Source organism: Klebsiella sp. MISC125 (assembly GCF_051131775.1).
Classification (GTDB): domain Bacteria; phylum Pseudomonadota; class Gammaproteobacteria; order Enterobacterales; family Enterobacteriaceae; genus Klebsiella.
Window position 1 is genome coordinate 475688 of sequence record NZ_CP180448.1, and the last position, 12890, is coordinate 488577.

General features: G+C 55.6%; 9 protein-coding genes. 6 read left to right on the forward strand and 3 right to left on the reverse strand.

Going from position 1 to position 12890, the window contains the following annotated elements; genetic code table 11:
• Window positions 1–249: 249 nt before the first annotated feature.
• Window positions 250–1758, reverse strand: a complete 1509-nt coding sequence (gene glpD / locus ACMYSL_RS02175; RefSeq protein ID WP_434661276.1) for a glycerol-3-phosphate dehydrogenase — start codon at window positions 1756–1758, stop codon at window positions 250–252.
• Window positions 1759–1963: 205 nt separating this feature from the next.
• Between glpD and glpE the strand changes: the two genes are divergently transcribed.
• From glpE to ACMYSL_RS02190, 3 genes are read left to right on the forward strand one after another with little or no spacing between them, the layout of a single operon-like run.
• Window positions 1964–2293 (forward strand): thiosulfate sulfurtransferase GlpE, encoded by a 330-nt coding sequence (gene glpE / locus ACMYSL_RS02180; protein ID WP_434661277.1) that lies wholly within the window; start codon window positions 1964–1966, stop codon window positions 2291–2293.
• Between the two features lie 59 nt (window positions 2294–2352).
• Window positions 2353–3183, forward strand: coding sequence for a rhomboid family intramembrane serine protease GlpG (glpG, locus tag ACMYSL_RS02185; protein ID WP_434661278.1), 831 nt, complete (start codon window positions 2353–2355; stop codon window positions 3181–3183).
• A gap of 19 nt (window positions 3184–3202) precedes the next feature.
• Window positions 3203–3961, forward strand: a complete 759-nt coding sequence (locus ACMYSL_RS02190) for a DeoR/GlpR family transcriptional regulator (RefSeq protein ID WP_110274938.1) — start codon at window positions 3203–3205, stop codon at window positions 3959–3961.
• Here ACMYSL_RS02190 and rtcR read toward each other — a convergent pair.
• Window positions 3943–5541 (reverse strand): RNA repair transcriptional activator RtcR, encoded by a 1599-nt coding sequence (gene rtcR, locus ACMYSL_RS02195; RefSeq protein WP_434661279.1) that lies wholly within the window; start codon window positions 5539–5541, stop codon window positions 3943–3945. The genes ACMYSL_RS02190 and rtcR overlap by 19 nt on opposite strands.
• Window positions 5542–5730: 189 nt before the next feature.
• On the opposite strand from rtcR, the gene ACMYSL_RS02200 reads away from it, so the two are divergent.
• The 3 genes from ACMYSL_RS02200 to rtcA all read left to right on the forward strand — a co-directional run bounded on the left by ACMYSL_RS02200 (window position 5731) and on the right by rtcA (window position 9825).
• Window positions 5731–7284: a vWA domain-containing protein gene (locus tag ACMYSL_RS02200; protein ID WP_434661280.1), complete on the forward strand. Its 1554-nt coding sequence runs from the start codon at window positions 5731–5733 to the stop codon at window positions 7282–7284.
• 305 nt (window positions 7285–7589) lie between these two features.
• The gene (rtcB, locus tag ACMYSL_RS02205; RefSeq protein ID WP_434661281.1) at window positions 7590–8801 is read left to right on the forward strand and encodes an RNA-splicing ligase RtcB; all 1212 of its coding nucleotides are present in this window, start codon (window positions 7590–7592) and stop codon (window positions 8799–8801) included.
• 4 nt (window positions 8802–8805) lie between these two features.
• Entirely contained in the window at window positions 8806–9825 is a 1020-nt protein-coding gene (rtcA, locus tag ACMYSL_RS02210; protein WP_434661282.1) for an RNA 3'-terminal phosphate cyclase, read from the forward strand.
• Between the two features lie 153 nt (window positions 9826–9978).
• On the opposite strand, the gene malT is transcribed toward rtcA, so the two are convergent.
• Window positions 9979–12684 carry an HTH-type transcriptional regulator MalT gene (gene malT, locus ACMYSL_RS02215; RefSeq protein ID WP_182235140.1) on the reverse strand — a complete coding sequence of 902 codons (2706 nt, stop codon included), beginning with the start codon at window positions 12682–12684 and terminating at the stop codon, window positions 9979–9981.
• Window positions 12685–12890: the final 206 nt, after the last annotated feature.

Sequence of the window (12890 nt, forward strand, 5' to 3'; positions counted from 1 at the left end):
TGCCCGGCGGCGCTTCGCTTGCGCGGGCCTACGGGGTCATTGCCGTCTGCGGGCTGGTAGCCCGGACAGATGCGCAGCATCGCCTCCGGGAAACAGCGCACAACGCAGCTTCCGTTTTTTTTCTCTACTACGCTTTGGCCCGATGCCGTATGCGGTTCTCGTAGGTCAGGTAAGGCGTTAGCCGCCACCTGACAAGAATGCGGCACAATAGGCGACGAACCAGAACCGGTTCGTCACCCCCCGTCGGCTCTACGACGCCAGCGACAGCTCAGACTTTCCCACGTGCTGCACCAGCCATTCGCTGATGCGAGCCTGCTGCTCGGCCGTTAGCCACATTCCCTGCTTGGTTCGCCGCCATATCGCATCGTCCAGGGTTCGTACCCATTCATGTTCGACCAGGTATTTAAGTTCCGCTTCGTAAAACTCGTGACCAAAATCTTCGCCGAGATCGGCAAGTGACGTGGCTTCACCAAGGATCCACTCGCTATTGCTGCCGTAGGTTCGGGTGTAGTGGCGCGCCATTGACTCGCTGACAAATGAGAAGCGACGGCGCAGCTTTGCCGCATAATCATCACGGTCGCTACCGATATCGCCACCGGGCAGAACGGCGGTTTTGGTCCATGCCGGGCCGATGCCTTTGTAGTAAGGCGTCAGTTTCTCTAGCGCGTGTTCGGCCAGCTTACGATAGGTGGTGAGCTTGCCGCCAAACACTGACAGCAGCGGAGCCTGCCCGTTCTCATCATGAATATCGAGAGTGTAATCGCGGGTGATCGCCTGCGGTGAGTCGGATTCGTCATCGCACAGCGGACGGACGCCGGAGTAAGTCCAGACGATATCATCGCGAGAGAGCGTCTTTTTAAAATGCGCGTTATAGACGTTCAGCAGGTAGTTGATCTCTTTGTCATCGATCGCCACGGCTTTCGGATCGCCGTTGTACTCAACGTCGGTGGTACCGATTATTGAGAATTCGTCCATCCACGGGATCACAAACACGATGCGTTTATCTTCGTTTTGCAGAATGTAGGCCTGCTTCTGGGTATGCACGCGCGGCACGACAATATGGCTACCCTTAATCAGGCGGATGCCATAGGGCGATGGTAGATGCATACCGTCGTCGAAGAATTGTTTGACCCACGGACCGGTGGCATTCACCAGACCGCGCGCCTGCCAGCTGAACTTCTCGCCGCTATCAATATCTTCCGCTTCAACAATCCACAAACCATTCTCGCGCTTTGCGGAAATAGCGCGGGTACGCGTACGCACTTCCCCACCTTTACGCACGACCATTTGGGCATTGGCCAGCACCAGACGCGCATCATCAACCCAGCAGTCGGAATATTCGAAACCGCGCACGATTTCAGGTTTAAGTACCGATTCCGAGCCAAAACGCAATCCAGTTGAGCTGGGCAAACTGGTGCGTTTGCCCAGATGATCGTACATAAACAGACCGATGCGGATCATCCAGGCCGGGCGCAGGTGCGGGCGATGCGGTAAACGAAAGCGCATCGGGAAAGCGATATGCGGAGCCATTTTTAACAACACTTCACGCTCGGCCAGCGCTTCGCTCACCAGGCGGAATTCGTAGTGTTCAAGGTAGCGCAGCCCGCCGTGAATCAGTTTTGAGCTGGCGCTGGACGTGGCGCAGGCCAGGTCGTTTGCCTCCAGCATCAGCACGGATAAACCACGCCCTGCGGCGTCTGCCGCGATACCGGCACCGTTGATGCCTCCTCCTATCACAATCAGATCTTTGGTTTCCACGCTCGCTACCTCTTACACTTTCGTTTAAGTTCACAAATGTTCGATATCGCTCAATATAGCAAACAATCGCGCCATTGGTAACATCAAAAAAACATTTCAGAGTGATGTGTGTAACATATTGGCGTTTATTTACCGCCTGGCTGTACACTAGACGGTAAAATCGCGAGCGCTTATCAGCCGCCTGCCTATATAGAGAAGAGAGCATATGGATCACTTTGAATGTATTAACGTAGAAGAAGCCCACCAGAAAATGCATCAGCAGACGGCGGTGCTGGTGGATATTCGCGACCCGCAGAGCTACGCGATGGGGCATACGCCGGGCTCTTTTCATCTGACCAACGATACGCTGGGTGCGTTTATGCGCGATAACGACTTTGAGACGGTCGTTATGGTGATGTGTTATCACGGCAATAGCAGTAAAGGCGCCGCGCAGTATCTGCTCCAGCAGGGCTACGACAAGGTGTACAGCGTGGATGGCGGATTTGATGCCTGGCATCGGCATTTTCCGGCGGAAGTAGCGCATGGCGCGCTTTAGGCGTTAGCGCAGGTTATGGCTATAATATCCCCCTTTGTGTGGAATAAGCGATCCGCTGCATGTTAATGATTACCTCTTTTGCCAACCCTCGCGTGGCCCAGGCGTTTGTCGACTATATGGCGACGCAGGGGATTATTCTGACTATCCAGCAGCATACGCAGAGCGATGTCTGGCTTGCTGATGAGAGCCAGGCCGGGCGGGTTCATGCCGAGCTGGCCCGCTTTCTGGAAAACCCTGCCGATCCGCGCTATCTGGCCGCCAGCTGGCAGTCGGGGCACACCAACAGCGGCCTGCACTATCAGCGTTTCCCCTTTTTAGCGACGCTTCGCCACAACGCCGGGCCGTTTACATGGGGGATTTTATTCGCCTGTATTGTAGTGTTTGTGCTGCAAACGGTTCTTGGCGATCAGCCGGTTATGTTGCTGCTGGCCTGGCCCTACGATCCTTCGCTGAAATTTGAAGTCTGGCGTTACTTTACTCACGCTTTCATGCATTTCTCGCTGATGCACATTCTGTTTAACCTGCTATGGTGGTGGTACCTCGGCGGAGCGGTGGAGAAGCGCATCGGCAGCGGAAAGCTGGTGGTGATTACCGTGATCAGCGCCCTGCTGAGCGGCTTTGTTCAACATCAGTTTAGCGGTCCGTGGTTTGGTGGCTTATCGGGTGTGGTCTATGCGCTGATGGGCTATGTCTGGCTACGCGGCGAACGCGATCCGCAAAGCGGCATTTTTTTGCAGCGCGGCTTGATACTCTTCTCTTTAGTATGGTTAATTGCTGGCTGGTTTGACGTTTTCGGCATGTCGATCGCGAACGGTGCCCACGTGGCTGGTCTGGCGACCGGGCTGGCGATGGCGTTTGTTGATACGCAGAATGTGCGAAAGCGAACGTAGAGACTCCCAGGGATATTTCATGAAACAAACACAACGTCATGACGCGATTATCGAGCTGGTAAAAAAACAGGGATACGTCAGTACTGAAGAGCTGGTTGAGCAGTTTGCCGTCAGCCCGCAGACCATTCGTCGCGATCTGAATGATTTAGCCGAACAAAAAATGATCTTGCGCCACCACGGCGGCGCGGCGCTGCCTTCCAGTTCGGTGAACGCTTCCTGGCACGACAGGAAGTCGACCCAAACCCAGGAGAAAGAGCGTATTGCCCGCAAGGTGGCGAGTGAAATCCCTGACGGCGCGACGCTGTTTATCGATATCGGCACCACGCCTGAAGCGGTGGCCCACGCGTTGTTGAACCATAACGACCTGCGCATCGTCACCAATAACCTCAACGTCGCTAATACGCTGATGGTGAAAGAGGATTTCCGCATTATTCTGGCGGGCGGCGAACTGCGCAGCCGCGATGGTGGTATTATCGGCGAAGCGACCCTGGACTTTATCTCCCAGTTCCGCCTTGATTTCGGCATTCTCGGCATCAGCGGCATTGACAGCGATGGCTCGCTGCTCGAGTTTGACTACCACGAAGTGCGCACTAAACGGGCGATTATTGAAAACTCGCGTCACGTGATGCTGGTTGTTGACCATTCTAAATTTGGCCGTAACGCGATGGTCAATATGGGCAGCATTAGCATGGTCGATGCAGTCTACACCGACGTGATGCCGCCAGCTGGCGTGCTGAAAGTGATAACCGACAACAACCTTCAACTGGAGCTGTGCTGATTCTTCAGCGTTTCCCAGGTCAGGCCAAAGCGCGCGAGATATTTTCGCAGCCGGTCTGCATCGTTGATGGTGGCTTTACCGAGGCGTGAGACGTTAAAGAGCTGGCGTCCGGCATCGGAAATGGTTTTTGCCTGCTGACATACGACAATGACGTTTTGCAGATGCAGTCGGTCGAACAGGTCCAGATTTTCCGCCTCCGCCCCTAATAGCGCATCGAGCACTGAGGGGCGTTTGTCATTCCAGCTGTAGCGCAGGCGCTCAATCTCATCTTCTACCGTGTTTACCGTGATGCGACCGTTGTCCGCCAGGGTTGCCATACGGGTGACGCTGGCGGAAAGCTCGCGGAAGTTGCCGCTCCACGCCGCCTGCGGTGAGGTGGCGAAGGCCAGCCAGGCGCGACGCGCTTCGGTGTTGAAGCGCACGCTATCGCCAGTCAGCGTGGCATGACGCTCAATTTCATAATCGAGGTTCGGCTCGATATCTTCCTGCCGCTGGCGCAGACCCGGCAGTTCAAACGTCCACAGATTGATACGCGCATACAGATCCTCGCGGAATTTACCCTGGGCAACCAATTGGCGTAAATCGCGCACGGTACCGGCGATAAGCTGAAAATCACTGCTCACCTGCTGGTCGCTGCCGAAGGGATAAAAGCGCTTTTCTTCAATAGCTTTGAGCAGCATCGCTTGTTCATCTGCCCCCAGTTCGCCAATCTCATCGAGAAAAAGCATCCCACCGTTCGCGCTGCGTAGCAGACCGGCACGCTCTTCCCGCGCGCCGGTAAACGCCCCTTTGACATGACCAAACAGCGTCGACATTGCGGTATCGCCACGCAGAGTCGCGCAGTTCACCTCAACAAACGCGCCGCTAAACTGATGGCGTGCCAGCTTCAATTCATAGATGCGGCGGGCCAAAAATGATTTGCCCGCGCCGGTCGGGCCGTTAAGCAACATGGGTGAACGGGAGCGGATGGCGACGCGCTCAATATGCTCAATCATGCGATTGAAATGCGGATTGCGGGTCTCAATGCCTGATTTCAGGAAGTTAAGCGTCTCTTCGCGTTCCTGGGCGAAGCGGCTGGCGATATCGTTGTAACGACTGAGATCGAGGTCGATGATCGTCACTTCGCCCGTGCTATGCGGCTTATCTTTCTTACGCGGTGGTGAGGTCTGGGCTAACCGCGCCGGGAGATAGCGTGCTTCAGCCAGTAAAAACCAGCAGATCTGGGCGACGTGGGTGCCGGTAGTGATGTGAATCAGATAGTCTTCATCTTCAGGATGGAACCTGTGGCTGCGGGCAAAATCATGCAGGCAGGCGTAAACCTCTTCGAAGTCCCATGGATTGCGGATGACTATCTCGACGCCAATGACTTCCGTTTCCGGCGATACGCTGGCGATATCCTGTTTTAAGGTTTCAAACAGCCCCCGCGAACGCGCGTCATACAGCAGCTCCAGGCGATGGACGACTAACGTTTCCTGCTGGCACAGGCTTAAGGTTGGTCGCCATTTTTCCCAGCGCTGGCTGCCGCGGCCAACATAATCCAATACCGTACCGACAAAACCGAAGGCTACCGTTTTGCGCATCTTAGATTTCCTTATAAAAGACGATATTTGATTATCGTCTTTTGGCTTCTGCCGCGCAGCGGTTTTTTTCGTTAAAACGAAGAGGGAAGTAATTAATTCATAAAAATCAATAAAATATAATTATTTTTAAAATCTGGCACGGTGGTTGCAATAGTCATGGCATGGAGAATAACGGAAATGGGAAAACACATGGCTAATCCACTTTTGTTCCGTTCACTTTTACGGGACGCGCCGCAGGCAAATGGGCTAAACCACGAACGTGCAGCGGCTTTTGCCTTCACCCCGCGCCATAAGCTGGCGCAGATGGTGATGACCGGCTGCATGAACGAGACCTTTTATGCCAGTGCTCAGGCACAGCTCAGTGATGTTCTGGAGATAGCGAAAGACCTGGACGATCTGTTTCTCGCGAAGCTGGCGATTTATGGCCGCGAGCGGGGAATGATGAAAGATATGCCTGCGTTGCTGACCGCGCTTCTGGCGGCGCGCGGTTCGGCGCTGCTGCCGGTGGTGTTTGCGCGGGTTATCAACAATGGCCGGATGCTGCGTAACTTCGTACAGATATTGCGCAGCGGCGTCACCGGTCGGCGCTCGCTGGGCACGCGGCCGAAGAAGCTGGTTCAGCATTGGCTGCAGGAGGCCAGCGAAGAGCGCTTATTGCAGGCTTCGGTAGGCAACTCGCCATCGCTGGCGGATATCGTGAAGATGGTGCACCCGCGTCCACAGGCTCCGTGGCACGACGCTTTCTTTGCCTGGCTAATTGGCAAGCCGTGCGACAAAGCGCAGTTGCCGGAGAAAACACAGGCGCTGCTGGCGTTTCGCGAAGGCCGTGAAGGCGCGGCCTTACCGGATGTACCGTTTTTACTACTGACTCACTCGCCGCTAAGTACTGAACAGTGGGCACTGCTGGCTCAGCGGATGAGCTGGCAAACGCTGCGGATGAATTTGAATACCCTGGCGCGTCACGGCGTGTTTGAGGATGCAACGCTTGCCGCCAGCGTGGCGAAGCGGCTGGCGGACAGGGCGCAGGTGCGTCAGTCCTGGGTCTATCCTTACCAGCTGCTGGCGGCGTGGAGCAATCTGCAAAGCAGCGTGCCGCAGGCGATTGGCGAGGCCTTAGAGCAGGCAATGGAATATGCGCTGGAGAACGTGCCACAGTTTCGCGGCAACGTAGTGGTTTGCCCGGACGTGTCCGGGTCGATGCGTTCACCGGTAACTGGCCATCGCCAGGGGGCGACCAGCAAAATTCGCTGCGTGGACGTCGCCGGGCTGATTGCCGCCGCCGTACTGCGTAACCACCCGCAGGCCCGCGTGCTGCCGTTTGAATGCGATGTGGTGAACGTCGCGCTTGATGCTAAGCAGTCGGTGATGCACAACGCGCAGAAGCTGGCGGCGATCGGCGGCGGCGGCACCAACTGCTCCGCGCCACTGCGCAAGCTGCTGGCCGAACGGGCACGAGTGGATCTGGTGATTATGGTGTCGGATAACGAATCCTGGATGGATAAGTCGCGCCACGGCTCGACGGCTACCATGGAGTGCTGGGCGGCGCTGAAAAAACGTAACCCGCTGGCGTGCCTGGTGTGCATCGACCTGCTGCCTTACGGCACCACCCAGGCAATGGAGCGGGGCGATATTTTAAACGTCGGCGGTTTTAGCGACGAGGTATTTACGGTGATTGATAACTTTGTTAACGGTCGCTACGGCAGTGCGCACTGGCTGGAAGAGATCGAGTCTGTGGTGCTGTAAAGAGTATTCGGCGCGGCGTGCAGTTTTAGCGCAACGCTGAAGGCACGAATGCCGGTGGATCTACATCCTTTGCTGATCCAGGTCGCAGGTTCGAATCCTGCCGGAGTCCGACTCTGTAGCTCAGTGGTAGAGCAGGCCGATCCACCTTTACTTGTCGTGCCACCCTGTTTTGGCGAATGCCGGAGGATCTACAGGTAACGCGGAGGTAATGCCGCTAGCAGGTTCAATCCCTGCGGCTCCGGTAAAACTGGAGTTAAGATTCTCCAAAACTTGTCGCCACCCTATTAATAAAATGAGAAAAGACAATGAATTACGAATTAATGACTACCCAGAATGCACCGGTAAAAATGTGGACTAAAGGCGTGCCGGTAGAAGACGATGCTCGTCAGCAGCTGATCAATACGGCAAAAATGCCGTTTATTTTCAAACATATTGCCGTGATGCCGGATGTGCACTTGGGTAAAGGATCGACCATCGGTAGCGTGATCCCGACCAAAGGGGCGATTATCCCGGCCGCGGTGGGCGTGGATATCGGTTGTGGAATGAACGCGCTGCGTACTAGCTTAACGGCGGCGGATCTCCCCGATCTTCCGGTGCTGCGTCAGGCAATTGAAACCGCCGTGCCGCACGGTCGTTCCAATACGCGTAGCCGTCGTGACGTTGGCGCATGGGAAAACCCTCCGGTCAACGTGGATGAGAAATGGGCGCAGCTGGAGGCGGGATATCAGTGGTTAACGCAAAAATATCCGCGTTTTTTGAACACCAATAACCATAAGCATCTGGGAACGTTGGGAACCGGTAACCACTTTATTGAAATTTGCCTGGATGAGGCCGATCAGGTGTGGATTATGCTGCACTCCGGTTCACGTGGAATAGGTAATGCCATCGGTACGTATTTTATCGGCCTGGCGCAGCAGGAGATGCAGGATCAACTGGAAACACTGCCGTCCCGCGATCTGGCGTATTTTGATGAAGGTACTGAATACTTTGACGATTATCTGCGAGCGGTGAGCTGGGCGCAGATGTTCGCCAGCCTGAACCGTGCTGCGATGATGGAAAATACGCTGGCGGCGCTACAGAAATGCGTGGATAAACCCATTACGCTCAACATGGAGGCGATTAACTGCCACCATAACTATGTGCAACAAGAGCAGCACTTTGGTGAAGAGGTCTTCGTGACCCGTAAAGGCGCGGTATCCGCGCAGAAGGGGCAGTACGGGATCATTCCGGGTTCCATGGGGGCGAAAAGCTTTATTGTGCGCGGCCTGGGTAACGAAGAGTCGTTCTGCTCGTGCAGCCACGGCGCCGGACGGGTGATGAGCCGAACCAAAGCGAAAAAACTGTTTAGCGTCGACGATCAGATTCGCGCCACCGCGCATGTAGAATGTCGTAAGGATGCGGATGTCATAGACGAGATTCCGATGGCCTATAAGGACATTGATGCGGTGATGGCCGCGCAATCCGATCTGGTGGAAATTGTGCATACGCTGCGTCAGGTGGTGTGCGTTAAGGGATAACAAAATGGAAAGGACTATCGCGCTGGACGGCGCGCAGGGAGAAGGTGGCGGGCAGATTTTGCGCTCGGCGCTGAGTCTGTCGATGATAACCGGCCAGCCGTTTGAGATTACCGGCATTCGCGCCGGGCGGGCTAAGCCGGGTCTTCTGCGCCAGCATTTAACGGCGGTGTTGGCGGCGAAGGAAATCTGTGGTGCCGAGGTCAGCGGCGATGAACTGGGCTCGCAGCGGTTACGCTTTGCTCCGGGACGGGTTCGCGGCGGGGAGTATAAATTTGCTATCGGTAGCGCAGGTAGCTGCATGCTGGTGCTGCAAACCGTGCTTCCAGCGCTGTGGTTTGCCGACGCTGGCGCACGTATTGAGGTGCATGGCGGAACTCACAATCAGGCCGCTCCCAGCGCGGATTTTATTTGCCGCGTCTGGGAACCACTGCTGATGAAGATGGGGATAAACCAGCGCACCACCCTGATAAAACATGGCTTTTATCCGGCAGGCGGCGGCGCAGTGACGACAGAAGTCGAGCCGGTTAAGGCGTTGAGCGGGTTGCAACTGATATCGCGGGGTGAAACGGTGAGTATTCACGCCGAAGCCCTGCTGGCGGCAGTTCCTTACCACGTTGGCGAGCGTGAAGTGATGGCGCTGGAAGCCTGGTTTCCGCTGACGGATAAGAAAGTTCGGGTGCTGGAAGGTGGTGCCGGACCTGGAAATACGCTGTCGCTGACCGTTGAGAGCGTGCATCTGACGGAGCTGTTTATCGCCTTTGGCACCAAAGGCGTGAGCGCGGAAAAGGTCTCGCACCAGCTGGCATCGGAGGCAAAACGCTATCTCGCAAGCCCGGCGGCGGTGGGGGAATATCTGGCTGACCAGCTGATTTTACCGCTAGCGCTGGCGGGAGAAGGCGCGTTTACCGTGGCGAAAACGTCAGCGCATCTGCTGACGAATATCGCGGTGGTCGAACGGTTTTTACCGGTGAGGTTTAGCTGCGAGCCGCTCGACGGCGGCTATCTTATTCAGGTACGGGGTTAAACTTTGAGGGATCTCCAGAAACAAAAAAGTCGGGGATGATTTTCTCCCTCTCCCCTCACCCTAACCCTCTCCCCAAAGGGGCGAGGGGACTGTTTCGCTGGCATTTTCGGCTATATGACGATGCGTTAGCATTTTAATAATTTTCCGAGGATCTTAAACCCCATACCCCATCATTTTGAGCAATCGCTGGGCATGCTGTACGGCATCCTGGCGGTGCGCCACGCCAAGCTTCTGATACAAGTTGCGAATGTGGGTTTTGATGGTGGTCGCCGCGACGTCCAGTTCACCGGCTATCTGCTCGTTGCTGTAGCCGGAGTAGATTAGCCCCAGCACCTGCCATTCGCGCTGGGTCAGCGGGCTGGTGCGGATCAGTTCCGGGACTTCCGGATGGTTCAGCAAGCGTTCAACGAAACCTTCGTCAAAGTGGGCGAATTTGTGGCGATGATGCTGGTTAATATCACGTAAAATGCGCTGAGCACGATGCTGTTCCAGCTCCGGCAGCGTGTTGAGCTGAATCAGCTGGCGTAGCTGCTGTGCCATCGCTTCGCCTTCAATCACAAAGTGGTTAATGAACCCGGTGCGGTTGGCGAGGGTGAGCGCTTCCAGTAGGGCTTTCTGCGCTTCGCTTTTACGCCCTGCTTGCCAGTAGAGCTGGTTGAGCAGCAGCAGGTTGCGGTTCAAATCGCTCATCAGACGCAACGAACGGGCATTCTCATTTAACTCTTCAAGTACCATTTCGGCGGAATCGAAATCACCGAGCAGGATCTGCGCGCGGGCGATGTTCCGCCACTGGCTCTGTAGGAAGTGGTTATTGGCGAACTCCGGTTTTGGCGTCTGGCGTAGCCAGTTTGCCGCAGCGGCTTTGTCGCCAATCATCTGCCAGTAAATCACCCGGACTTTGTCGGCATTGGATACCCAGTCACTATGGTAATGACCGTTGCCAAGCAGGTTTTCCAGACGATTCAAATGACTACGCGCGTTATCCAGGTCACCGCGCGCCAGCGAGCACTGCACCATTAGCGTCAGACACTGTAGCTGCTGCTGCGGTTGATAAGTTGAAAGCACCGCCATGCCGTTACGCGCGGAGGTTTCCGCTTCATCCAGCCGCGCCCACGCCCACAGCAGTTGGGAACGAATGCGCAGCAGGAATTCATGCATCGGCAACTGTTCGAGGTGCTGTTCGCGGATGAGCTGGAAGGCTTTTTCCTGAATTTCCCAGGCAGCCTGCAGAAACCCCTGAGCAAAGAGAATTTCGCTTTGTTGGATCATGCTCCATAACGCGTAATGCCAGACGTCATGGCGGCGGGCCATCTGTTCGGTTTGCTGCATCACTGCCAGCGATTTACTCAACTGGCCTTTGCAGTGCAACACTTCACCATGTACCGAGGTGGCAACGATGCGGCTGTAGTAGCTGGCTAGCGGCAGTTCGTCGAGGGCCACCATTGCCAGGCGCTCGGCTTCTTCCTGGTCGCCGGCGTTAATCGCCACCTGGGCGCGCAGAGCGTTGAAGTCGCCGTGCATGGCGGTATCCATTTCCGCATCCATCTCCTGCTCGGCGCGGGCCAGCAGGGTATTCACTTCGCTATAGCGGTGCTGGCTCTGCATCAGCCAGGCCTGTAAGAGAATCAAACGCGGATTTTCTAGCAGGTTTGACCATGGCAGCGCCGCCAGAGACTGCTCCAGCAAACCCAGCTCGCTGTGGTTAAACATGCCCCACGCGTGATTAAGCAGAATATCGCGCAGCATTTTTGCATCACCCGCCGCCAGGGCATGGTGAATGGCTTCGCTCGGGAAGCCTTGCGCCATCCAGCTTTCGGCGGCAGCACGATGAATTTCCGGCAGTTCAACCGCCAGTTCCCACTGGCAGCGCTGACGCAGGAAGTTGCCGAATAGCGGGTGGTAGCGGAACCACTCGCCGGAATCGTCCATCCGCTGCAGGAATAGCCCCTGACGCTCAATCTCTTCCAGTTGCATCTGACCGTTCTCTTCGCCGGTCACGCGGACGATCAGCGCATCGTTCATTGAACGCAGCAGCGAGCTTTTCAGCAGGAAGTTACGCGTTCGCGGATCGACATTATCCAGCACTTCATCGACCAGATAGTCGGAAAGATGGCTGGCGTTGATACCGGCAAGACGGCGAGCGGAATGATGAGCGGAGGTATTGTTCTGACGGGCGGAGAGGGCGATGAGTTGGAGCGCGGTGGCCCAACCGGCGACATCGTCGCACAGCCTTTTACTGTCGTCGGCCTCGATTGGCGAGCTGAGACGACAGTCGAAAAATTGTTTGGCTTCCTGATGAGTGAAGGCCAACTGCTGGCTACCAATTTCAAGCAACTGATCGCGTACGCGCAGGTTGGCAATACCGAGCTGCGGCAGGTTACGCGACAGCACCACCAGGGTCATATTTTCCGGTTGATGACGAAGGAAGAAGCGCATCGCATCATGAATAACCGGATTGCTGATCAGATGGTAATCATCGATCACCAGGAATAATGGGCGCTGCCAGTCGGCAAGCTCGATAAAGAGCTGCGCGAAGAGGGAGGGCAGACTGGCGTACTGGCGTTTTTGCACCATGGTTTCGCTGGCCGCGCAGTGGCCGCCGGTGGCCTGCTGAATGGCGGCGATCAGATAGCTGGCAAAACGCTCCTGTTGGTTATCGCCTTCATCCAGCGAAAACCAGCCAAGGTCATTTTTCCCCGCCGCCCATTGAGAAACGAGCGTGGTCTTACCGTATCCAGCCGGGCTGGTTACCAACGCGAGACGATAATTGTTCGCGCCGGAAAGTTTCGCCAGTAATCGCTCACGAACCACGGTGTGTTCAAGGCGGACCGGACGACTTAATTTAGACGGAATCAACATAGTTCTACATTTCGCTGTGCAAGGGAGGAATTGCGAATTTTTTTGCGCTTCGTAATTAATATCTAATAAGGTCGGCCATAATGAATTTTATTGCAAGTTATGTCCGAGTTTTATGCTCTTGAATTTGCTCTATGTCACAAATTTTGACATAGAGTGAAATTCATATAAAAGGGTGACAGCGTGCGCGGTTACTGGGTTTGCGGGAT

What these genes read in the sequence shown, in the direction of transcription:
- malT (WP_182235140.1), bottom strand. Translation starts at nt 12,684, where the DNA reads ATGTTGATTCCGTCTAAATTAAGTCGTCCGGTCCGCCTTGAACACACC.
- rtcA (WP_434661282.1), top strand. Translation starts at nt 8,806, where the DNA reads ATGGAAAGGACTATCGCGCTGGACGGCGCGCAGGGAGAAGGTGGCGGG.
- glpE (WP_434661277.1), top strand. Translation starts at nt 1,964, where the DNA reads ATGGATCACTTTGAATGTATTAACGTAGAAGAAGCCCACCAGAAAATG.
- ACMYSL_RS02190 (WP_110274938.1), top strand. Translation starts at nt 3,203, where the DNA reads ATGAAACAAACACAACGTCATGACGCGATTATCGAGCTGGTAAAAAAA.
- glpG (WP_434661278.1), top strand. Translation starts at nt 2,353, where the DNA reads ATGTTAATGATTACCTCTTTTGCCAACCCTCGCGTGGCCCAGGCGTTT.
- rtcB (WP_434661281.1), top strand. Translation starts at nt 7,590, where the DNA reads ATGAATTACGAATTAATGACTACCCAGAATGCACCGGTAAAAATGTGG.
- rtcR (WP_434661279.1), bottom strand. Translation starts at nt 5,541, where the DNA reads ATGCGCAAAACGGTAGCCTTCGGTTTTGTCGGTACGGTATTGGATTAT.
- ACMYSL_RS02200 (WP_434661280.1), top strand. Translation starts at nt 5,731, where the DNA reads ATGGCTAATCCACTTTTGTTCCGTTCACTTTTACGGGACGCGCCGCAG.